The sequence below is a fragment of the Planococcus sp. TJ-307 genome, from assembly GCF_058268435.1.
Genome location: NZ_JBZDOJ010000003.1, coordinates 160,154 through 183,639, shown reverse-complemented (window position 1 = coordinate 183,639; position 23,486 = coordinate 160,154). Strand labels below are relative to the sequence as shown.

Annotated in this window: 19 protein-coding genes; 13 read left to right on the top strand and 6 right to left on the bottom strand. The window is 45.9% G+C overall.

Going from position 1 to position 23,486, the window contains the following annotated elements:
* Positions 1–11 precede the first annotated feature (11 nt).
* The 6 genes from AC4EHK_RS12515 to AC4EHK_RS12490 are packed head-to-tail and all read left to right on the top strand — an operon-like array spanning position 12 to position 7,267.
* Positions 12–962 (top strand): M14 family metallopeptidase, encoded by a 951-nt coding sequence (locus tag AC4EHK_RS12515; RefSeq protein WP_490979121.1) that lies wholly within the window; start codon positions 12–14, stop codon positions 960–962.
* Between the two features lie 2 nt (positions 963–964).
* On the top strand, positions 965–2,350 hold the full coding sequence (locus AC4EHK_RS12510) for an amidase (protein ID WP_490979120.1): 1,386 nt from the start codon (positions 965–967) through the stop codon (positions 2,348–2,350).
* A 3-nt stretch (positions 2,351–2,353) separates the two neighbouring features.
* The gene (locus tag AC4EHK_RS12505) at positions 2,354–3,484 is read left to right on the top strand and encodes a M20 family metallopeptidase (RefSeq protein WP_490979119.1); all 1,131 of its coding nucleotides are present in this window, start codon (positions 2,354–2,356) and stop codon (positions 3,482–3,484) included.
* An 18-nt stretch (positions 3,485–3,502) separates the two neighbouring features.
* Positions 3,503–4,231: a creatininase family protein gene (locus tag AC4EHK_RS12500; protein ID WP_490979118.1), complete on the top strand. Its 729-nt coding sequence runs from the start codon at positions 3,503–3,505 to the stop codon at positions 4,229–4,231.
* Positions 4,232–4,235: 4 nt separating this feature from the next.
* Positions 4,236–5,504, top strand: coding sequence for a DUF885 domain-containing protein (locus tag AC4EHK_RS12495; RefSeq protein WP_490979117.1), 1,269 nt, complete (start codon positions 4,236–4,238; stop codon positions 5,502–5,504).
* Between the two features lie 35 nt (positions 5,505–5,539).
* Positions 5,540–7,267 (top strand): M28 family peptidase, encoded by a 1,728-nt coding sequence (locus AC4EHK_RS12490; protein ID WP_490979116.1) that lies wholly within the window; start codon positions 5,540–5,542, stop codon positions 7,265–7,267.
* Between the two features lie 118 nt (positions 7,268–7,385).
* On the opposite strand, the gene AC4EHK_RS12485 is transcribed toward AC4EHK_RS12490, so the two are convergent.
* Positions 7,386–7,859 (bottom strand): GerW family sporulation protein, encoded by a 474-nt coding sequence (locus AC4EHK_RS12485; protein ID WP_490979115.1) that lies wholly within the window; start codon positions 7,857–7,859, stop codon positions 7,386–7,388.
* 182 nt (positions 7,860–8,041) lie between these two features.
* Complete coding sequence (locus tag AC4EHK_RS12480) at positions 8,042–8,476, bottom strand: OsmC family protein (protein WP_490979114.1); 435 nt, start codon at positions 8,474–8,476, stop codon at positions 8,042–8,044.
* A gap of 297 nt (positions 8,477–8,773) precedes the next feature.
* Between AC4EHK_RS12480 and AC4EHK_RS12475 the strand changes: the two genes are divergently transcribed.
* The 6 genes from AC4EHK_RS12475 to AC4EHK_RS12450 all read left to right on the top strand — a co-directional run bounded on the left by AC4EHK_RS12475 (position 8,774) and on the right by AC4EHK_RS12450 (position 17,815).
* Positions 8,774–12,547: a DEAD/DEAH box helicase gene (locus AC4EHK_RS12475; RefSeq protein WP_490979113.1), complete on the top strand. Its 3,774-nt coding sequence runs from the start codon at positions 8,774–8,776 to the stop codon at positions 12,545–12,547.
* A 4-nt stretch (positions 12,548–12,551) separates the two neighbouring features.
* A complete protein-coding gene (locus AC4EHK_RS12470) occupies positions 12,552–13,301 on the top strand; it encodes a hypothetical protein (RefSeq protein WP_490979112.1) in 750 nt (249 codons plus the stop codon).
* A 172-nt stretch (positions 13,302–13,473) separates the two neighbouring features.
* A complete protein-coding gene (locus AC4EHK_RS12465; protein ID WP_490979111.1) occupies positions 13,474–13,989 on the top strand; it encodes a hypothetical protein in 516 nt (171 codons plus the stop codon).
* 275 nt (positions 13,990–14,264) lie between these two features.
* A complete protein-coding gene (locus AC4EHK_RS12460; RefSeq protein ID WP_490979110.1) occupies positions 14,265–14,630 on the top strand; it encodes a hypothetical protein in 366 nt (121 codons plus the stop codon).
* A gap of 271 nt (positions 14,631–14,901) precedes the next feature.
* On the top strand, positions 14,902–16,851 hold the full coding sequence (gene ltaS / locus AC4EHK_RS12455) for a lipoteichoic acid synthase (protein WP_490979109.1): 1,950 nt from the start codon (positions 14,902–14,904) through the stop codon (positions 16,849–16,851).
* A gap of 157 nt (positions 16,852–17,008) precedes the next feature.
* Entirely contained in the window at positions 17,009–17,815 is an 807-nt protein-coding gene (locus AC4EHK_RS12450) for an alpha/beta hydrolase (protein ID WP_490979108.1), read from the top strand.
* A gap of 84 nt (positions 17,816–17,899) precedes the next feature.
* Here AC4EHK_RS12450 and AC4EHK_RS12445 read toward each other — a convergent pair whose 3' ends face one another.
* From AC4EHK_RS12445 to AC4EHK_RS12430, 4 genes are all read right to left on the bottom strand, one after another.
* Positions 17,900–18,463, bottom strand: a complete 564-nt coding sequence (locus AC4EHK_RS12445) for a DUF4256 domain-containing protein (RefSeq protein WP_490979107.1) — start codon at positions 18,461–18,463, stop codon at positions 17,900–17,902.
* 132 nt (positions 18,464–18,595) lie between these two features.
* A complete protein-coding gene (gene galT, locus AC4EHK_RS12440) occupies positions 18,596–20,074 on the bottom strand; it encodes a UDP-glucose--hexose-1-phosphate uridylyltransferase (protein ID WP_490979106.1) in 1,479 nt (492 codons plus the stop codon).
* A 2-nt stretch (positions 20,075–20,076) separates the two neighbouring features.
* Positions 20,077–21,072, bottom strand: a complete 996-nt coding sequence (gene galE, locus AC4EHK_RS12435; RefSeq protein WP_490979105.1) for a UDP-glucose 4-epimerase GalE — start codon at positions 21,070–21,072, stop codon at positions 20,077–20,079.
* Positions 21,073–21,074: 2 nt separating this feature from the next.
* Positions 21,075–22,253 (bottom strand): galactokinase, encoded by a 1,179-nt coding sequence (locus AC4EHK_RS12430; protein WP_490979104.1) that lies wholly within the window; start codon positions 22,251–22,253, stop codon positions 21,075–21,077.
* A 246-nt stretch (positions 22,254–22,499) separates the two neighbouring features.
* Between AC4EHK_RS12430 and AC4EHK_RS12425 the strand changes: the two genes are divergently transcribed.
* A complete protein-coding gene (locus AC4EHK_RS12425) occupies positions 22,500–23,420 on the top strand; it encodes an ArsR/SmtB family transcription factor (protein ID WP_490979103.1) in 921 nt (306 codons plus the stop codon).
* The last annotated feature ends 66 nt before the right edge of the window (positions 23,421–23,486 follow it).

The following is a 23,486-nucleotide window of genomic DNA, read 5'->3' as shown; positions in this document are numbered from 1 at the left end:
AGGAGAACCTGATGGACAATGAATGGAAGATAGGCAACTTATTCGCTGCTGCGGGAGAAAAGATAAAAGGGCATCTGGAAATGCCAACACTTAGCGAAAGACTGCCTGTATTTTTGATAAACGGTTCACAAGAAGGCCCCTCTGTTTTAGTCATGGCAGGTATTCATGGGTGTGAGTACACCTCTATCGATGCTGCGTTGAAAATAGGTGCCTCACTAAATCCCAAGAATATGAACGGCCGAGTGGTAGTCGTCCCAATTGCTAACCCGTCTTCATTTTATGCCCGCAGCATTTATGTACATCCTGCCGACCACAAAAACCTGAACCGCATATTTCCGGGACAACAACATGGCACGGAAGCAGAGCGCTTGGCGTATTGGCTCAATGAAATGGTTTTCAAACAAGTGGACTATGTCATCGACCTTCATGGAGGTGACATGATTGAAGCATTGGTGCCATTCACCATTTACCACAAGACAGAAGATGAACAAGTTCTACAAGTTTCCAAGAAGATGGCCTCCCTTTTTGATATTGAATATGTTATTGGAAGTGGCGAACAAGTGCCGGGCTCTACATACAGCTGCGCTGCAGAACAAGGGATTCCCTCCATTATTGCTGAAGCTGGACAGCAGGGAATCCTGAGCACAGAACAATCGCAGATGTTGCAAGAAGGGGTACGAAATATCCTTGCATCCTTCGATATAGTGGAAGGCGATCCAGCCAGTGAAGATTCGACTTATCTATCGGTTTTCGATTGGTACCGCTCGGAACTGCAATGCCTCTGGTATCCTGAGATCGGTATCGGAGAACGTGTAGAGGCAGGTCAGCTGCTTGGCCGACTGACAGATGAATTTGGAGAAACGATTCGGGAAGTGCACTCAAATTCAGCGGGCATTGTTCTTTTTCTTGTCAGTTCACTTGCCATCAATGAAAATGATCCTTTGCTTGCAGTGGGGGCGTAGCCATGGATCATTTACTGGATCTCTCGATTACTGAACTAGCCAAGCTTTACCGGAAAACTGAAGTATCACCGGTCGAAATCACGAAAGCTACTTTTGTGCGGCAGCGAAAACTTGAGCCCGCATTGAATGCGTTCCTTTTACTTACCGAGAAACAAGCGCTTGAGCAGGCAGAAGCAGCAGAAAAGCGTTTTTTGACGCACAGGCCTGTTCACCTGCTTACCGGTGTTCCGTTCTCTGCAAAAGATTTATTTTATACGAAAGACATTCACACAACGTGTGCTTCAAACATTCTCAAAAATTTTGTGCCAGACTTTACTGCCACTGCTATCAGTAAATTATCGGCAAATGGCGCCGTGATGCTTGGCAAGAACAACATGCTGGAATTTGCTTACGGTATCGTCCATCCGGATTTTGGCAAGACAAATAATCCGTGGGATCTTTCAAAAACTTCAGGTGGCTCTTCAAGCGGATCAGCGGCAGCAGTCGCAAGCGGCATTGGGTTTTTCTCGCTCGGCACCGATACCGGAGGGTCAATTCGAATTCCTGCTTCCTATTGCGGTGTGGTTGGATTAAAGCCGACACGTGGTTTAGTCAGTACACACGGTGTCTTTCCGTTGTCTTGGTCACTGGACCATGCAGGACCAATAGCCCGGAATGCACTTGACGCTGCAATTGTTCTTGAAGCAATTTCAGGATTCGATCCGGAAGATCCGCACTCGCTTGCAGGGAAATTAGGAGAGGTGGATGCCGACAACTTCGAGGCACTTGGTGCGAAGCGTGTTGGCGTCTTGCCCGAGCATCAGCTGGTGAGGATTACGCCGGAAGTTCGCCGCGTTTATAACGATACATTGCTGCATATGGCTTCGCTCGGGTGGCATATAGAAGAAATCACAGTTCCTGCCTGGCAACAGACAGAAGAAATTATTATGGACGTGCTGCTTCCTGAAGCGGCACAGATTCATCAGCAATGGCTTGACCGAAAATCCGAATACGCCGCGATGACATATCAGCAGATTGAAATGGGGATGGAAAAGAAAGCGATCGATTATTTGAATGGCCTGCGGGATTTAAGAACCTACAGCAATGACGTATCTGAGTTGTTTAGGACAAGAGACCTCTTGATGATGCCGACAGTGGCATTTGCTGCACCCGCGGAAGATCCAGTTATAGGCAGCGAGGAAGAAAACGAAATGGTGTTTACGGGTCCATTCAATATTTCAGGGCATCCAGCAGTCACGATCAATATGGGATTCACGGAAAACGGGCTGCCGATTGGCATGCAGCTTATCGCTCCGCATTTTCAGGATATTGAACTTTTGCGTGCCGCTCACCAGCTCGAACAGTTGAGGACCGCACCATTGCCGCCATTGATTCGAAAAGGAGTTTAAACGATGCAAACCATTTTAGAATACTTGGAACAGCATAAAAAAGAGATGGAAGGAACGTTAATTCGGCTTGCCGAGGCAGAATCACCTTCTCGCAACAAAACTTTGGCGGATCGCTGCGGCCGAGTGCTCGCTGATCTGTTTGAAGAACTGGTTGGGGGACAGACGGAAATGATTGAAAAAGAAGCGGTCGGAAATCAGTACCGTTTCACAATTGGTTCCGGCACGCAGCAGATTTTAATTATTGGCCATTACGATACAGTTTGGGATCAAGGCGCTATTCCGCTGCGCGAAGAAAATGGTTTGCTTTATGGACCGGGAGTATTCGACATGAAAGGTGGACTGACGGTCACATTGTGGGCGCTTAGAGCATTAAAGCAGACAAACATCAGCTTAACGAAAAAAATTTTGTTTTTGGTTACTTCAGATGAAGAAATCGGCAGTTTTCACTCTCGTTCGCTGATTGAAGAAGAGGCCAGAAAAAGCGAGTTGGTATTGGTACCCGAGTCGAGCATTTCCAACTCTGGAGCCGTCAAAACTTTCCGCAAAGGCATCGGAATCTTCAAGGTGAAAGTTGGTGGAAAAGCAGTACATGCCGGCATCAATCCATGGGAGGGCGTCAGCGCCATTGATGAACTTGTCCTTCAACTGCAGAACATTAAAAAGTTGGACGACCGCGATGCCGGAATTTCAGTCAACGTAGGAACGATTTCCGGAGGTGTCCGCACGAACGTAGTGGCTGATTCTGCGGAAGCCATGGTTGACTTGCGCTTTCGAACAAAAACACAAGGTGAGGCGCTTGCTGCGGCTTTTCACCATATTTTGCCCATCACTCAGGGTGCTGTCGTCGCCATAAAGGGAGATATTAACCGTTTTCCAATGGAAGAAACACAGGAAGTGCTGGCTTTGTTTAGCGAACTCAAAGAAATTGCTGCTGGGCACGATTATGTGCTTGAAAACGGTGGTTCCGGCGGCGCCAGCGATGGCAACTTTACTGCGTCACTTGGCATTCCGACGATTGATGGACTTGGGCCAGTGGGTGACGGGGCTCATGCTGTACATGAACATATCGTCCTTGAAAATTTGCCGTATCGTGCGGCGCTGATTGCGGAATTCCTTGAACGCAAGTTGACTTGAAGGAGGTGCCTACTGGTAATGGATATGATGACAATGAACTTGAGAGATTTTGAAGAAATGCAAAAGACAGTCAATACGGTGCTGGTGCCCATTGGAATGATTGAGGCTCATGGACCGCATTGCGCGCTCGGCACAGATGTATTGATTCCCCGGGAATTTGTCCGCCGGTTGGAAAAAGCGAGAGGAAGCCGGATTTTGATGGCCCCGGAAGTAGCATATGGCCATTCCTGGGGGCTCGCGTCATTTTCAGGAACCATTGATATTTCGGCAAAAACCTTCGGCAATTACGTATTTGAGATTTGCAAAGGGTTTTATCAAACTGGCTTTAAAAATATTATTTTGTTCAACGGCCATGGCGGCAATATCTCAAGCCTTGATATCGTGACGGAAAAGCTGGCAGACATGGGTGTGCGGACACTGACCATTAACTGGTATCTGGACTACCGGGAAGATATCAAAAAGATTACACCGGACCCAGGCCATGCAGGTGAAGACGAAACTTCGCTCGTGTTGGCGATCGATGAGAGCTATGCTTTCACCAAAGGAGTAGGCCACCACAAAATTCCCTTGGCGAAACGCTTTCGCTTTAAAAACGCAGGAGCTGTCTTGTATCCGGAAGCTTTCTCAGGAAATGCAGAAGCGGCAACAGCAGAAAAAGGCGAAGAATTGTACAGCATGATGCTGGACTTGGTGCTGCAGGATCTCGATACACTTTGGGGAATTGAATGGAAACAGGAAAGGGGATAGGAAAATGACTTTACGTTGGACTGCACAGCCGGTGGGCGAATCTATTGTGGATATTGTCCTGAGTCTGAATGAACAAGCAAAATCAATGCATGGAACAGAAGTGGCGACAGCAAGCTACAGCAGCATAACACCTTCTATTGGCAGTTTAGACGCCATCGGACAGAAGATAGAAAGAGTGGAAAAAGATATACAAGGGCTTGGGGGGCATCCCGGAAGATACCTGCGATCGATGCTCAATGCCTATGGATATTTCGTGCGCAGCCTGCAAGGGGATGATTTGCCTTATGCCGAATACATCGCAAACATTCAGGAACTGCCTTCCACGCTGATTTCAGAAGAAATGATGAAAGGGCACAGGGAACTTGTCGAGCAGGGATTGACCGATCTTGGTTACGGGGGAAGTTTGAAAGAAAAAGCTGAACGTTGGCTCCAAGACACAATGATCCCACCGGAAAAAGTGATCGAAGTAGCGGAATCCATGAGGGAGAAAAGTAAAATAGGCACCCTCAAACGCATCATTGAATTGCCGGAACAGGACGGCATTGATTACATCAAGTCCATTCGCGGTGTTTTTTGGAGCGGCTACTCAAAATATACCGGTGATTTCCGGGGCAATCTGACATTCAACATTGACCGCCCTTGGACGGAACCAGTACTTGGACAAATCATGACACATGAAGCTTACCCAGGACACCAAGCATTTTATTGCCGGTGGGATTACCTTTTCCAGCAAGGAAAACTGCCGCTTGAAGCCTCCTATTACCTGATTAATTCACCAACCAATGCCCTTTTTGAAGGCGGACCGGAAAGTGCTCTTCATTTCTTAGGGTGGGACCGTGACGAAGAAGAGACAGAAGGGATCGATCTTGAGCATAAAAGCCAATACAAGCTGGCACGTGATTGGATTGATATGCAGCGTATGGCCATGACAAACGCTTGCTACTTGTTTAATACAGGAGAAATGAGCAAGGAAGAAGCGGTCGCTTATATGATGGAAAAAGGCTTGCTTGGGGAAATCGAGGCGAACAATTGCTATCGTTTTTTCTCAGACCCTATTCAGAAAACATATTACCCTTCCTATTATTACGGGCGTTGGATGGTCGGCAAAGCGTACGATCTGATTCCGAAAGAGCAGCGGTCAGAGTTTTTCAAAATCCTATACGATACGCCGCATACTACGAATACATTCATCGATGCAATCAGTGGATTGAGCGGCAAAAAATTTCAGCCGTTTGAACAGGTGAAGACTCCGAAAGAAGATTTCGTCATTTAACTGAAGGCACCTAGCCCGAAGAAAGGGATGTTGGCATGATCACGGATTTGAATAAGGTGCAAAAAAGCCTGGTAGATGCTGTTTCTGCTGATAGTCTGATGACGTATACGGCAGAGATAGCAAAAGAAGTAAGACTGTCTGGGTCAGAAGAAGAACTAAGGGCGTTCGAATATACCAAAAGTGTACTCGACAGTTTAGGAGCAGAAACAGCTTTGACCTTCCATGATGGCTTGATTAGTTTGCCAGTGGCCGCAGAACTAAAAGTAGGTGGTGTTGACCTACCATGCATTACCCATTCGATGTCTACTTCTACCGGAGCGCAGGGTCTGCAAGCGGAATTGGTCTACATAAAATCGGTTTCCCCCGACTTGAAAGCGGCCGGAAAAATAGTCCTGACACCAGGGATTGCTACACCCGGAGGGGTCGAGATGTTGGAAAAAGTCGGTGCCTGTGCGGGCATCTTCATCAACGGTTCGATTACTCATGAAATGACGGTATCCCGAGTATGGGGCAATCCGACCCCGGAAACAAAAGAGGAGTTTCCAAAAATTCCAGTGCTGTCCATCACCGAAACCGAAGGGAATAAACTCCTGGAACAGTTCGCGCATACAACTGAACCCGTTAGAGTTTGGTTGAAAACAATCGTCGATACGGGGTGGCGAAAAATCCCAACGCTGACCGCCGACTTTAAAGGCGAAACAGAACCAGAGAAGTTTATTTTGTTTAGCGGACATATTGATTCTTGGCATTATGGAGCTATGGACAATGGCAGTGCCAATGCGGCAATGCTTGAGACAGCGAGAGTACTGGCCGAAAACAGGGTGGCGTTGCGCCGAACGTTGCGCCTCGCTTTCTGGTCGGGGCATTCACATGGCCGCTACTCTGGATCGGCTTATTATAACGATATGAACTGGGAAGATCTTCACGAAAACTGCTTGTTGCATGTTTATGCTGACTCACTTGGGGGCAAAGGGGCTGTCATTCTTGGCGAGAGCAATTGCATGGCGGAAACCAGGGACTATGGAGGTTCTTTCGTCAAGGCGTTGACCGGAGAGGACTTTATCGGCAAGCGCTTTGGCAGGGGCGGTGACCAATCATTCTGGGGAACGGGCATACCGGCTCTTTTTATGGGCATGTCCGAACAGCCGCTAAGCGACGATATGGCTTCGCAGACGCTTGTCAGCCTGTTCGGCGGCATCAACTCTGGCGGTTTTGGTTGGTGGTGGCACACGACCGAAGATACACTCGATAAATTGGATCCCGCCAATTTGTGCCGCGATTGCCAAGTGTATGTTTCCGTAATTCATGACGCCTGTACGAGAAAAGTTTTGCCTTTAAATCACGCAGCCGGTGCGCGCGAAATCCGGGATGCTTTAGAAAACTATCAAAAAATTGCCGGTGATCGACTGGATTTAACCCGGGCCCTTGAACGAACTGCATTGCTTGAAAGTTTAGGCATTCAGCTCAATGCTGCGATACGCGACAGAAATTGGAGTGACGATTCCGCAAAACTGTTCAATGATTCGATGCTTGCGATTTCCCATGAACTGATTCCACTTAATTACGTGAGCGGGGACAAGTTCGATCAAGATTTGGCCATGAACCAGCCTGTCCTGCCGCTCTTGAAGGATATCAGCTTGCTCGCATTGACGGAACGGGGCAGTGCAGAAGATTTGGAATGGCAAACTTTTTTAAAAAGGCGGTTGAACCAAGTAGAGTATAGTCTGCTCAAAGCCTGCCGTATTGCACAACGAATGATTTGAGGTAAAGTTCCAAAAATGAACAGAATAAAGGATAGTAGCCACCAATCCAGCAACCATGGAATTCTAAGGAACTGTCATTTTTCCAAAACAAAAGCCATCATTTGATGGCTTTTGTTTGTTATTTGGTTTTATGGAGATGCATTTTCTTCGTCTTTTTGCCTTTTTGTCCTTTTTTTCCACAACTGTTTTTTTGTTCACTCTGATTGGATGCCGCCATAAAAGCGAGCCCGGTAACTACAATTGGCAACAGAAGAAGGAGGTCCACAGGAATGATGGGCTTATATACCGTCTTTTCCGGGGTGATGCTGTATACACCGAGCGGTTTGATCAGAAAAGAACCGCCGCTGCCTTCACCGCTGCCGCCTTCAGCTTCTTCTAAGCCAGGATGCTCAGTATCCTTATCTTTGAGCTCATAGCCTGTACCAGCTCCGGCTCCGACGCGGTATTTTACTTTTGCAACAGGAAGAATGATTGTGCCTCCCATGTCAATTGGATCCCCGAAAACAAGTGAAACATCCCGTACCTTGGAAAACTTATCGAAAATTGAGCGCACCGGCGACAACATAAATGGGACTTTTGCAGTCTGTGCCATGTTTTTCACTCCTTCTAAGTTTTAGTGGCATATATCTTTTGCTATTAAGTCTATCAAGTGGTCTACGGAAGATCTAAAACATTCAAAATCACAGAATAGAAAGCGACAGCAAGACTTAATGGTGTGAATAGTTCAGCGCAGTTTAGGTTTGAAATGTTACATTCAATTTTTAAAATCAGTGGCTAATCGGTACTGGCTCTTTCACCGTTCAGTATGAGTCGGTAATGAACATCCGCTTTCAACGAATGAGCGACGGGACAATATTTTTCTCCGCTTACTTCAATGGCATGCAGCATTTGTTCCGCTGCAATATCGGCTTCAACGACGAACGTTACCACAATCGATAGAAACTCTTTCGGTGGATTACGCCGCTTTACGCCTTCAGTGATAATCTCTAGAGAGCGTATTTTTTCCGTTTTCGTCCGCAAAATCATAACGACATCCATTCCGACACAACCCGCAAGCGCACCAAGCAAAGCCTGCATTGGCAACAAGCCTTGCTCTTCTCCTATGCCTTGATGAGCATCCATTGTCAAGATATGGCCACCTTGTCCAACTGCCGAAAAAACAAAATCCCCTTGCCATTTTGTACTAAGAATTAATTGATCCGTCTCCATCACATGCCCCCTCATATTTTTCTTTATAGTTTAACACCTATTGTCTGAATATACTTTGTTTTATGAAAACTTATATGTTATTAATAAAACTACTAAATAGAAAGAGAGTAAAGCTTCTGCTGAACCAGTTTTTAAAACTGTTATCTCTTTAAATCTATTTATGATAAAATACTAGAACATATATTCTTATAAATTTTCAGCTCTTAGTCTCTAATAGATGATATGATTAGTTGAAAACAGATCAGGCAAAATCTGTCGGTTTGAAATTTTTAAAGCTTTAAAAGAACAGGTGATCAAATGGTTAAGGTACATGCAGCGACATACAAAACTTCAATACGGTTGACCAAGACAGCTATGGAAAAAATGGGAGGGTTCGGCATCAGCGAACGCTCGTTTTTTGTTGCGGACAAACCATTCAAGCTATTTATTGAAAGATACCCATCCAATGCGGACGGCGAACTTTCCGTAGCGCTGATTTTAGATCGTGCGGAAAATGTCCGGCTAACTGGAAAAAGCATCGAAGGATTGATTGTCCTTCACGCAGTCTTCACCAATCACAACCTGCTGGTCACCAACTTGACCATGCGGAAATCTTACCAGGCGCTCGGTACCAATTGGCAACGTGAGGAATACTTGATGTTCGACCGATCCCGTGATCCGGCACCAGTCTCCTTGATCAATTTGATCAACCGGATGACACCGGCGAAGGATAGTTCGGATTATGTTAAGAAACGAATCGGTAGCTGGGAAGGCTATTTGAAAATCCAGGAACGCGGCATGGACATTCCGGATATCAAAACCAGTTATTCCAACCTGTCGTTCAGCCACGATTTCAGCCGTATCACATTAAAAGGATGCCAACTGAAAGATACGGAATGGAAGCAGCTAAAAAGTTTAACTGTGCGCCTTACCGGAATCGCAGGGGATGTCGGAACGGTCATGAAGGCAGCAAACCGGACGGTAGAAGTCGAGCTTCAAAGCTACATCGTCAAACAGCTCCGAGAAAAAGGGTTATCACTCGATAAAAAGGAAGTGGTCTTCAGCAACTTTGCAGCTTTGAGCCAAATCAGGCGGCTGCGGCAAGGTTTTGCGAATCTGGAGAAAGGCCTTGCGGTTAACCCGAATCTCGACCGGATTCTTTTCGAGGAAAAACCACCGGTCAAACCGCTCCGGTCGCTGGAGAAGCTGTCTTTCCACAATCGTCTCAACGAATTCCAGCAAAAAGCGGTATCGGGTGCGATGGCGGCAGAAGATCTGTACGTCATCCAAGGTCCGCCGGGCACAGGTAAAACCACTGTTATTTCAGAAATCTGCCTGCAAAATGCCCGGAAAGGATTGCGGACGCTGGTTGCTTCACAATCCAATTTGGCGGTTGATAATGCACTGGGCCGCTTGCTTGCCAACAAAGATATCCGAATTTTGCGCGTCGGACGGACCGAAAGCATTGAAGAAGAAGGCAAGAAGTTTATTGAGGAAAACGTGGGCCAGTATTGGAAAGACCACACGCTGGAAGAAATCACCGAACAATACAGTATGCGTGAACAACGCGAACCTGAGTTAAAAGCCGAATTGTTGGCGAACGAACAAGCTGCTTTGAAATTACAGCCGGTTTACGAAAGCTTAGGAAGAGCGGTTGAACAGAAAAAACAAGCACAGATTCAGCGGCAATCTGTTCAAAAACTGCTTGAAAAAGAGCAGTTGAAACTCGCAGCATATGAACGCGAAAAAGGAAAAGCTGTAAACGACAGCCGAGAACTGGCGCATCGCCTGCATGAGCTTGCGGATTTGATTGACCAGGATTCGGCCCTTATTGACGGCAAAGAAAACAGCGCGTGGTTCCAGGAACAACACCTGCGGATCCATAAACAGATCAAGCTGTATGAGCGTGTCATCGGACTGCCGCGGCTGGAACAGGACCTGGCTGCTAAACGGCAGGACCTCGCCGTGGTTACCGATAGACGTGACCAAATTGCCGGTATCATTGAACAAAAAAGAATGGCCGTCAGTGACATGGACAGCATCAAAAAAATTGATGACCTGCTTCACGTGCTCAAAGAACAGCGGGTTGAAGAAACGCCAACCATTACGTACCTTATCAACCGGCTCGAAGCGAATCGTGAAAACATGGCAGAATGGGGCAAACTCAATCAATACAACGAACAAGTCACGGCGGCGATTGCCTACATCGAAAAATTGGTGGCACCTGCCGGCATTTCTGTTGCGCAGTTGAAACAGCAGGCTTTGGCCAAGATAGAAGCGTATACGTCAGCGGAAATCGACGAATACTTGGAGAAACTCCGCAAGCTGTTGAAAAGTGCCAAGCACCATGACCTGGCTCTTCTGCAAAAAGCGCTGACCGGTTTGTACAGACGGCAAAATGATTTATGGAGAAGAGGCGCCAAGCTCAAGGCCTTTGATGTTTATGCAGCCGAGTCGAAACGGGCCTTCCAGGACTTGAAAAAGCAGTTATGCGAAGAGCTGGTCAACCAACAAAAACAATACCGATCATGGGACGAAAAGTTGCTGGAGCAGCAAGAGAAAAAGCAGGAGGATATGGCACCTCTTGAACAGCGCTACCGGCAAATGCCAAGCCGGGCGGATCTGCCAGCCGATCTTGAAGGGGCAGTTCGCGATGCGACAGCAGAACTGGCCAAATTGCAAAAAGACAAAGCTCTTTATGAACAGACCAAGCAGCGCATCGCAAACCACCAAGCGGAACGCACGCAAAAAACAGAGGTTCTTGAAACAAACGATGCCGGTATTGAGGCACTAAATATTGAGATTCAGCAAGTCGCATTGGCAATAAAGACGCACGAAGAAGAGCTTTTTGCTCTGCGCGAGGTTTTGTCTTCGGATGTAGAGCAGCAGCTGGAACAAGCGGCTAAAGACCTCGCCAGTTTGTCTTTCAAGAAGGAATCGCTCAAGCAGGAAATGAAACATTTGCCCTTGCTTCAATCCATTCAGAAAAAATGGCTGGAGTTATTGGCAGGAGCGAACGAGCACGATCTGGACGAGATTCGGAAATTGTACATCAAACACGCCAATGTGATCGGAACAACGTGTGTTGCATCAGCACGCAAGGACTTTATCGACAATTATCCGGAATTTGATGTTGTCATTATCGACGAAGTCTCTAAAGCCACACCGCCAGAACTGTTGTTGCCGATGCTAAAAGGCAAGAAGATCATTTTAGTCGGCGACCATCATCAATTGCCGCCGCTTCTTGGCAATGACACTCTGGAGGAAACGCTTCAGGAAATGATTGATGAGGACAACGGCTTTGAAGAAAAGAAAGAGCTTGAAAAGCTCCTGGAAGAGTCATTATTCGAACGCCTCTATAAAAACTTGCCAGCTGCCAACAAGACGATGCTTGCCATTCAATACCGGATGCACGAAGACATCATGGAAACCATTTCACCGTTCTACAAACGGGAAAGGGATCAGCTGCAATGCGGCATTGCCGATTCTGACCGGGAGCGCGACCACCTGTTGGAATCCCCAAAGGTGAAGCGGAACAACCACCTTATGTGGCTGGATTTGCCGAACGAGCCGGCGTATTTTGAAGAACGCATGAACGGTGGCAAAAGTTTGTTCAATGCATCCGAGCTTCAAGAAATTCGTACTTTACTAGTGGAATTGAACGATGCAGCGGGAGAAGCAAAAAGAGCGGGCCGCATCTATGCTGAGCAGCAAAAGAGCATCGGGGTCATCAGTTTTTACGGCGAACAGGTCAAGCGGATTCAGCGCATGATCGACCAGGAATTGCGCCTGCCGCATTTGACGGTCCGCACAGGGACCGTTGACCGATTCCAGGGAAGCGAACGGGACATTATCGTGTTGAGCATGGTACGAAACAATCAAAACAAACAAGGCGATATCGGCTTTGCCAAAGATTACCGGCGGCTGAACGTGGCGCTTTCACGTGCCAAGGAATTGCTGGTACTGGTCGGCAGTTCGCAAATGTTCACCGAGCGGGCCAAACAGCCGGAAACACGAACCATGTACAAGCATGTATTGGACGTTGTAACAAAGAAAAACGGCTTGAAGCTGTTGGAGAAGAGCAGGGGGTAGGCATGTGGATGGGCTGATAGGAGAACTGCGGACGCGGGTAACAGAAAATCCCGATGTGTCAATCATCAACGACAAGGTGTGGAAGCTGCCTGTCGTTTTATACGATGTGGGCTTTAGCCGGGTCAAACGTTTGAAGATGGATATTTTGATGAAAATGCTGCTGGTGGCTTTTCAAGAGGCGGATGTCCGCCGTGCTGCTACTTTGTCTGACATGTTGTTTGTGGAAGAGCTGTTTATTAGCGACCTGATCGGCAAGATGCAGCGCACTGGTTTGATTGAGCTCGAGAAGTCCGGTTATAAGCTGACGGCGAAAGGCTATGATTATTTGGCCAAAGGCATTTTTGATGAAGAAATGGACGGCGATAAAACCGTGATCGCTTATAGTGCCGTCCATGACCAGTACCGGTTGGCGGAAGACGGCGCCTATTCGGAGGCAGAAGACGAGCTTCCGTTGTATCGCTATCCGGTAAAAGGCAGTTTGAATAAGGACCGTATGCAGCAGCTTCTTTCAAAGGAACTGTCGGGTGGAGAAGAAAGCTTTCAAACAATCGTCAACGGGATTACGAGCTGCGTTGAGCACGAGACGGTTTACATCTCATGCATCGAATTTCAGTTATACGACCAAAAGCAGGATATCTTTTATGCCCGCGTCTGGAATGGGGAAACCAACAACTGGGACAAAGCACTGGAAAAGCAGATCGAGGCACGTGAACTCGTGAAATGGCGCAATGCGATGATGGAACAGTTGAATTAAGAAGAAGCAATGTAAATAGAAACGGCAGGTGCAAAGCTGAATAGGTACCTGTCTTTATTCATTTTTAAAAACTGAATAGTCTAAAATTTATTCATTCGATTATTGTAAAAAAATAGGCGGTCTGATATGCTATTCATTATACGAACGATTATGAATTGAAGGAGACCGGATCATGTCGAATCTTTCGCTGGCAGAAGCAGTCAAATTGAAATCCGTATTAGCAAAACGCATTCGTGAGTTAGAAGAAGAGATGGACCGGGTGGCTTTTGTGGAGATGGAAAAAGGCAGTAAAAAGCCAAAGCAAGCCCGTTCACTTTTGCAAGTTGAAGAAGAAATCGATGACATTCGAAAAGATTTCCGGTTGCTGGATAAATTGATGTACCGCGCCAATTTCGAAAACGAAGTGAGTTTTAATGGAGAAGAGTTAGCGATTGTCGAGGCAATTGAATTGGCGACGCAACTTCGTGCCAAGGCACGCAAGTTCAAGGAGTTTGGGTCTGCAGTGAAAGAAGATCTTCAATTTGGCTACGGGGAAGGCACGCCAATCGTCAGGCGGGCAATGTTCGACCCCGAAGAATACCGTGTCAAAGCGGTTGAATTGGAGCGGTTGGCTAACCGGCTGTCAAATGCCATCAACACCAAAAATTATTCAATCGTTTTGGATTTCGACAGCGACAAGTATTTCTAATCCTTGGAGCGGTGAGACTCCGCTTCAAGGCATGGAAGGAAACCTCTATTGTACTTCGGTGCAACCAAATTTAATGGCTACTGGCAAACCAATGACCAATACCCCATTACACTGTTACCTGTTACCGATTCCCAACCAAAAGCAAATGACGGTCGATGACCACAGTCTTGTTTTAAAACTCCTTCCATGAAACCCTCTTGCTTTTGGGCAAGAGGATTTTTTAGTTATAGAAAAACAGTTCCACTTAATTGATCACGAGAGGCGGGTTCTCTAATATGAAAACTGTTTCAGCAGAAGTGAAGGCACACTCAATCAATTCCTTCCAATCAACTATCCGGAAATCGGAAAAGGCACTGGCGCAAATGAATGAAAAAGGTGCAAGCATAAGCTTGATAGAAAAACGGCTCCAAGCTCTACACATCGGTTTAGCTGTGCTGAATAAGGCTTGGCATGAGGAGCCCCATTCATTTAATCAGGAAGAACTAACTGCAGCACGCAACGTGCTTTTGAATTTATTGCCATCGCTTAAAAAGATGTATGCCAATTCGAAGACCGGCAGCTCTCAACAAACCTTGCTGGAAAGAAGGATCGCTTCACTGGAACTTGCGATTGCAGCAATTGACGATCAATCGGGAACTTAATGTGCCCTTGGTAACGTCCTTATACAATAGACTCACATGCATTGCTGCAACCATATTTTGGGTGTGGCTTTTTTATTGGTAGAGAAACTGCTCTCTCCCCTAAGCTCAAACACTTAAAATAATCTGAAAAAACCTTAAACTGTCATTTTTTGGAGTAATGGAGTAAAATAGACTCTGTCATAATTTTTACCTACCGTTTACTTGAGCTTAACAATTATAAAATTCAATGTCCCACAATCCTTGTGAAATACGCAATATGAGAAGGTGTACTATGAAACAGACAAAAAAGATGGATAAAAAAACGCTGAACAAGTTTATACCGCTCTTTGTGCTTGCAGTGTTCATGTTATGGATGAAAACTTATGTTTCCCAAAAAACGCAATTTGCATTAGATGTGGAAGGTTCGCTTCAGGAATTCCTGCTGCTGCTTAATCCGCTAGGCTCTGCACTCTTATTACTAAGCTTGTCGCTGTTCTTTAAAGGAACGCGAAAATACATGTCACTTTTAATCATTTACGTCGGCATGTCTTTCATGTTGTATGCAAACGTGGTCTATTACCGATTTTTCAGTGATTTTATCACGTTGCCGACGCTGTTCCAAACACAGAACTTTGGCGATTTGGGCGGCAGTGTCGCTACATTGATTCAGCCAACCGATTTTCTATTCTTTGTGGATGTTGCGGTTCTGGTTGGGTTGATTGTCATGACAAAAACGAAAAAAGAGTCAGGGAGTTTCAAAACAAAAGCTGTCCTGCCAGTGATTACGATTGCGTTAGCGATCTCATTCTTTAACTTGGCGTTGGCAGAAGCTGATCGCCCAGAATTATTGACCCGCGGATTTGACCGGAACTATATCGTTAAGTATTTAGGCATGTACAATTATGCTCTCTATGACACGGTGGAAACGGCGAAATCTTCTTCCCAGCGGGTTCTAGCTGACAGCGATGACGGTACGGAAGTATTGAACTACACGAAAGCCAATTACGCTAGCGCCAATGAAGACTACTTTGGTGCAGCAGAAGGCATGAATGTCATTTACCTGCACTTGGAGTCATTCCAGACCTTCTTGATGGATTATGAATTAAACGGAGAAGAAGTAACACCGTTCTTAAATTCATTGATTGGGGAAGAGGAAACCTTGTATTTCGATAACTTCTTCCACCAAACAGCTCAAGGCAAAACAGCGGATGCGGAATTTATGCTGGATAACTCCTTGTACGGTTTGCCAAAAGGCTCAGCATTTATTACCAAAGGCCAAAATACGTACCAAGCTGCGCCTGCTATGTTGAAAGACAAAGGCTATACGTCAGCGGTATTCCACGGCAACAACGGAACGTTTTGGAACCGGTCTGAAATCTATAAATCTTTCGGTTACGATCATTTCTTCGATATTGAATCTTACACGGATCTGACAGAAGAAGATATGGCAGAGTACGGCGTGATGGATAAACCATTCTTCGAGCAGTCTGCGCCTCTTTTAGAGTCGTTGCCCGAACCGTTTTACACGAAAATGATTACCGTTTCGCATCATTTCCCTTATACGATGGATCAAAATTTAGCGACTATTGATAAAGGAACAACAGGCGATGCCAGTGTTGATAATTACTTCCAAACGGCTCGTTATGCAGATGAAGCGCTCGAACAGTTTTTTGCACAGCTGGAAGAATCCGGTTTAGCCGATAACACGATGATTGTCATGTACGGCGACCATTACGGCATTTCCGACAACCACAACCAGGCGATGGAACAAGTGCTTTCGAAAGAAATCACACCGGTTGAAAATGCCAAGCTTCAACGTGTGCCTCTGTTCATCCATGTACCGGGCATGGAAGGCGGCATCAACTCAACGTACGGCGGCCAGATCGACTTGCTGCCGACAGTGATGCATTTGCTTGGCGTTGAAACACAAAACTACATGCAATTCGGTACAGATCTGTTGTCTGAAGAACATGAAGAACTGGTCACATTCCGAAACGGTGACTATGTGAGTCCGGAAATTTACTCAATCAGTGAAACTTTCTACAATCCGGAAACCGGGTTGCCGATAGAAGAGGATCAGTTGGAGCAAGCGGAGAAATTCCAGGAGCACGGAAGTTTTGAACTTGAACTTTCCGATAAACTGGTCAATGGAGATTTGTTGAGGTTTTACACACCGAACGGATTTACACCCATCGATCCAGCAGATTACAGCTATCAAGGAATTTCAGATGAAGAAGAGTAATTGTTAGAGCACAAAGCTATTTCTTAAGGCGGGTTTACCGTCTCAAGAAATAGCTTTTTTATGTATTGAAATAAATGTTTTCCATAGGAAGGTAGATTTTCGATAGATGAAGAATACTACTCAATAGGAAATAGATTAACGGAATGGAGGATGTTGGATGGGCGAAGAAAAAATGATCAGATCTTTTGATGGAACAGCCCTGTTTACCCGCAAAGACCAGGCTGAAAAGCAAAAAGCAGCCGTGGTCATTACTCACGGGTTAGCGGAGCATTTAGGAAGGTACGATGCGCTGGCAGACACTTTGCTGCAGCGCGGCTTCACGGTGTATCGCTACGACCAGCGGGGCCACGCGCGTTCAGAAGGCAAACGCACGTTTTTCCAGGATTTCAATGAAATGCCGGATGATTTGAAAACCGTTATGGATTGGGCAAAAGAAGAAAATTCCGGACAGCCGGTCTTTTTAATTGGCCATAGCATGGGTGGCTTCACAGCAGCTGCGTACGCAACAAAATATCCAGGAGAAACAACGGGCGTTATCTTATCGGGGGCATTAACTCGCTACAACAAAGAAATTTTCGGCTCGCTGCCAATGGACATGCCGGCTGACACCTATTTAGATAATGAACTTGGAGAAGGAGTATGCAGCGATTCGGAAGTTGTCAAAGCCTACGGGGAAGATCCACTGGTGGAAAAGAAGATCTCGGTAGGTCTGATCAATGAATTTGCCCCGGGTATTGCTTGGTTGAAAGAACATGCAGCAAGTTTCATTGAGCCGGTATTGGTGCTGCATGGCAATGAAGATGGACTGGTTGCTGAAAAAGATTCGCGGGACTTTTATGGCGAAATTGGTTCACAGGACAAAACCTTGAAAGTTTACCCTTTCCTGATGCACGAAATTCTTAATGAACCAGTTAAATACAAAATTTATGGTGAAATGATTGAATGGATGGAAGAGCGGTTGTAGGATTGGCATACACGTACAGAATAGAAAGGGCATTGCGGGTTCCTATGAAGGATTCCAGCAATGCCTTTTTTTATTTGTTCAAAATTAAATCCTCACCAAACCGCGGAATCCTCTGGCCGCATAATACGAATCCGCCCCGTTGTGGTAGACGAACACATGCCCGTAACGGGAATCGCAGAAAAGGGCGCCGCCCCGTTCCCGGATGTCTGCAGGCGTTTGCACCCAGCTGGACGTTTTAATATCAAATGTGCCATGCTGTTGCATCGTTCGGTATTGTTCTTCTGTTAACAGCTCGATGCCCATATCTTGGGCTAAGGCCATTGCACTGTTTTCAGGTTTGTTTTTCTTCCGTGACTCCAGCGCCTGCTGATCAAAGCAAAGGCTTCTGCGGCCACTTGGACTTTCTGCGGAGCAATCGTAAAAGATGTATTCGTTTGTAGCTTCATCGAACTCCAAAACATCCGGTTCTCCGCCAGTCCGTTCCATTTCATGGAGTGGCCATAGCTTATCAGGTTTCGACTCCAGCTTTGCTTGAATTTTGTCCCACTTCATCCACTCGTGGCGGTCGATGTGCTTCTCAAACCGTTCTTTCAGAGTCATAAGCAGTTGTTCGCGTTGTTCGGACGTTAACTCTTTTGTTCCACTCATTTTGCTTCCTCCTTATATTTATGAATAATGATCGTGGTAGTTCCAGTATAGTCAAAAAAGAGAGCGAATACGATCGATGATGAACAAAAAACAGGATGACCCTCAACTAAAGGGTCTATCCTGTCTTTGCTGTTACGTATTCAGTTTGCTGATAAATCGGCGGAAGGCCTCTGTTTCTTTTAAAACACCGGCATCTTCAAGAACGCGTACAAATTTTTTCCCCAGCTCTTCCTGCAGGATTGCTTCCGCATCTTCCGGAAGAGAAAAAGTGCCGTATTGGGCTTTTAGCTGTTCAGCCCATTCTAGGTGGAAAGGTGCTACGTTGCTGGCATTGCCAAGCAAAAACTCCTGGATTTCCGCAAGTTCCTCTTTTAAGCGCGGCGGCAAAACAGCAAGGCCCATCACTTCAATCAAGCCGATATTTTCTTTTTTGATATGGTGTACGTCCTCGTGCGGGTGGAATATTCCTGATGGGTATTCCTCCGTTGTCCGGTTGTTTCGCAATACCAGATCGATTTCGAACAGCCCGTTGCGCTGTCTTGCAATTGGTGTAACGGTGTTATGCGGTGTCTCGCCAGTAAAAGCCAGAACATCGGCCGATTCATCCGAATAGTTTTTCCACGTCTGCAACACTTCATCTGCTGCATTTACCAGGCTGCCGATTTTTTTGCTTTTCAAGCGAATCACCGACATTGGCCATTTCACGACGGATGCGGTGATGTCCGGATAGGAATCCAACTTAAACTCGAAGACATCTTCCGCTTTGGTCATCGCAAATTCATAGCGTCCGGCCTGGTAATGGTCATGGCTTAAAATCGATCCGCCGACAATTGGCAAGTCGGCATTCGATCCGACAAAGTAATGGGGGAATAGCTCGGTAAAAGCAAGCAACCGTTCAAAGCCGCCTCGATTGATTTTCATGTCCCGGTGTTCGCCTGAAAGCAAAATGCTGTGCTCGTTATAGTACACATATGGTGAGTACTGCAGATACCAGTTTTCTCCGGTAAGCGGCACTCGCACGACCCGGTGATTGGCGCGCGCCGGATAGCCGATTCGCCCAGTGTAGCCCTCATTTTCTTTGCACAACAAGCATTTCGGGTAGCTGAGCGTTTGTTTCATTTCACGTTCTCTTCGGATTTGTTCTGGGTCTTTTTCCGGTTTGGACAAATTGATCGTAATGTCCATCTGGCCATAAAGTGTATTTGTTTTATACGAAATGTTTTTTTCGATGCGGTTCATTTGGATGTAATTGCTGTTTTTGCTTAATTCGTAAAAATAGTCCGTTGCGGCGATGGGTGAGTCTTTGTATTTTTCATTGAAAGCCGCGTTGATGACAGAAGGACGGGCCACAAAGCAATTCATGATATTGGCTGACAGTATTTCCTTGTCGTCAAAAATATTCAGGATCACGCCTTGCTTGATGGCATAAGCAATCAAGTTTTCCAGTAAGTTTGGTATTGTGTCATCTGTTGGATCAATCTTTTCATCAGGAAACGATTCCAAGCCCAGCAGGTTCATCACCTGGTTGCGAACATAATCAGTGTCTGCTGCTTCGATCAAGTCCGATTCGAGCGCTTTGTCAAGAAGTCCTTCCAGATTTTCATAGACCATATTTACACGTCCTTTTCATAGCCGTTGGGGTTCGAAGAATGCCAATTCCATGCATCTTCAATGATCTTGGTGATAGACGTATGGACGGGGTCCCAGCCCAATACTTGTTTTGCCTTATCCGAGCTGGCAATTAACACGCTTGGGTCGCCTGCTCTGCGCGGCCCCATTTTGACGGGAATGTCTTTTCCGGTGACAGAACGTGCAGCGGAAATCATTTCATTCACGGAAAATCCTTGGCTGCTTCCAAGGTTAAAGACGTCACTTTCGCCATCGTTTCTCAAGTACTCTAAAGCTAACAAGTGGGCACGGATCAAATCTTCGACATGAACATAATCGCGGATGCATGTGCCATCAGGGGTATCGTAATCATCACCAAACACCGTGATTTCCTTTCGCTGTCCGAGTGCTGTTTGCAAGATGAGTGGAACGAGATGGGATTCAGGGCGGTGGTCTTCGCCAATTTCTGCCGTTTCTCTGGCGCCTGCTACATTAAAATAGCGCAACGAAACAAATTTCAAACCGTGCGCCAATCCAGTCCACTTCATCATCTTTTCCATGGTCAGCTTGGTTTCGCCGTACGTATTGCCCGGATTCGTCGGCATGGTTTCCGTAATCGGCACGGATTCTGGTTGGCCATATGTTGCAGCGGTAGAAGAAAAGACGATCTTCTTCACGTTGTGTTTGATCATGGCTTTCAATAAAACCTGTGTGCCGTAAACATTGTTATCGAAATACTTTAAAGGGTTTTCCATCGATTCGCCAACAAGCGAATTGGCGGCAAAATGAAGCACCTCGTCAATGGATTCCTTTTCAAATACCGAGCTCAAAAAGTCTGCATTGCGAATGTCGCCTTTGTAAAAAACAGCATTTGGATGCACGGCTTTCTCATGTCCTGTTTCCAAATTATCTACAACGACAACGCTTAGCCCTTGATCGATTAACTGATGGACTGCATGTGAACCAATATATCCAGCTCCGCCTAATACTAAAACACTCATGGTCAAAACTCCTCTACAAGTTCTTTGGCGCCGTCCGAAATTTTTGCCTCGTAAAAGGAAGGGGCAAAACCAAAATTTTCGCTATAGCTGGCGGCCAAGTTTTCTTTAAAGCTTTGGATCTGCGAGTGGTGGACAATTGCAATGGCGCATCCGCCAAATCCGGCACCGGTCATTCGTGCACCAATGACACCCGGGTGCTTCCAGGCTGTTTCTGCAATGGCGTCAAGTTCGTCACCCGTCACCTCGTAGTCATCACGAAGAGAGATGTGGGATTGATTCATCAATTCTCCAAACGCTTCAATATTGCCTTGTTGGAGCTCTTGGAGTGCCAGCAAGGTCCGCTCGTTTTCATAAACGGCATGCTTGGCGCGTTTGCGGTTGGTGTCGTCTTGGATCAAGTGCTTGTGCTGGTCAAACTGTTCGCCTGTCAATTCGCCGAGGCTGCTGACTTCGAGTTCAGTTCGGAGATCCGCCAGCGCACTTTCACATTGGGCGCGGCGCTCATTGTACTTTGAACCGGCCAAGGTGCGTTGTTTATTGGAGTTGATGATGACAATTTCATGATCGTTCAGTTTAACTGGCGCGTAGCGGTATTCCAGTGTTTGGCAATTCAGCAACATGGCCGAGTCTTTTTTTCCTTTTCCAATCGCAAACTGGTCCATGATGCCGCTGTTAACGCCGATGTATTGGTTCTCTACATTTTGTCCAAGTTGAATCATGCGCAAGCGGTCAATTTCTAACTTGAACAAACCTTCAAGGACAACGCCCGTGGCCATTTCAATGGAAGCGGAAGAGGATAGCCCTGCACCATTTGGAATATTTCCATAGAATAAAATATCTAATCCGTAGGGGATTGAAAATCCATCTTTAATAAAATGATGGATCATGCCTTTCGGGAAGTTTGCCCAATCATGATCATTGTTAAAGGACAGGTTGCTAAGATCGCATTCGATAATGCCTGTTTCCGGGAAGTTAATGGAATAAAACCGCAGTTTTTGATCCTTGCGCTGCTGGGCAACAGCATAGGTGCCAAAAGAGATGGCTGCCGGAAACACATGCCCGCCATTGTAATCGGTGTGTTCACCAATCAAGTTAATGCGGCCTGGTGCAAAAAAGAAGCGTGGATTTTGATCAGTCTTGAAAATATCATGAAACGTCTGGGACAAGTCGTGCTGGTTCATCCAATTCCTCCAATACTTTATAAATTAATTTAATTAACTTCAGTATAGTGGATGTTGTGAAACTATTCAATCCTGAAATTACACATAGTGATATAGTGAATGGAAGCAACATGCACACACAAAACAACTTTTCGACTGAAATATTAACGAATTGTCAGATTTTATTCATTTCTCTCTGCTTGACTTCATCCATAGAGTGTTATAATTTTATTACAATAAAACTTAGAGTAAAAGTAGGATATGCCCATGAGAACTTTAGAGCTAAATTTTGAAGAATCCATTGAAGTATGCAAAGCTTTAGCCAACAAACACAGGATGGCGATTCTGCGCCTTTTAAGTGAGCGTCCGCATAACGTCAACGAACTGTCGGAACGTCTTGGCCTGCCTTTTTCTACCACTGCAGTAAATGTTAAAAAGCTCGAAGAGGTAGATCTTATTACCACAGAGTTGTTGCCAGGCAGAGGTACGCAAAAAATCAACACCAAGAAATACGATCAAATCATTATTGATATTGCACCGCAAGAAAGCAAAGAAATCGAAGAAACGATTATTTATGATATGCCAATCGGCCACTTTACGGACTGCAGCATTGAACCGAGCTGTGGTTTAGTAGGGGAATCCGATTATATTAATGGCCACGACGACCCGCGTGCTTTTTATGAAATTGGAAGAGACGAAGCGCAACTTATTTTCTTTAAAACGGGTTATTTGGAATACCGGTTTCCAAATCGCCTTCCTCGTGGTGAAAAAGCGGACCAAATCAAGTTCAGTGCAGAAGTTTGTTCGGAAGCGCCGCTATTCAAGCTCGACTGGCCATCTGATATAACGGTTTGGATTAACGGACATGAAATTGCCACTTGGACATCGCCAAGTGATTTTGGAGGCGAGCGGGGATTTCTGACACCTAAATGGTGGATGACCAACCATACGCAATACGGCTTGCTGAAAAACTGGCGGGTGACCAAAGAAGGCTGTTTCGTGGATGACAAACTCGTAAACAGCGACTGTACAATAGACACCTTAAAAATAGCAGAAAATCCTTACATATCTTTTAAAATTGGCGTCAAAGAGGATGCGCTTAACGTAGGTGGAATCAATTTGTTTGGCCACAAATTTGGGAACTACCGGCAGGGGATTGTTATGCGTTTGCTGACAGAACATAAATAATTAAATTTAATTTTAAAAAGCCCGATCTACAGAAAACACTGTGGATTGGGCTTTTTTGGCTGCATA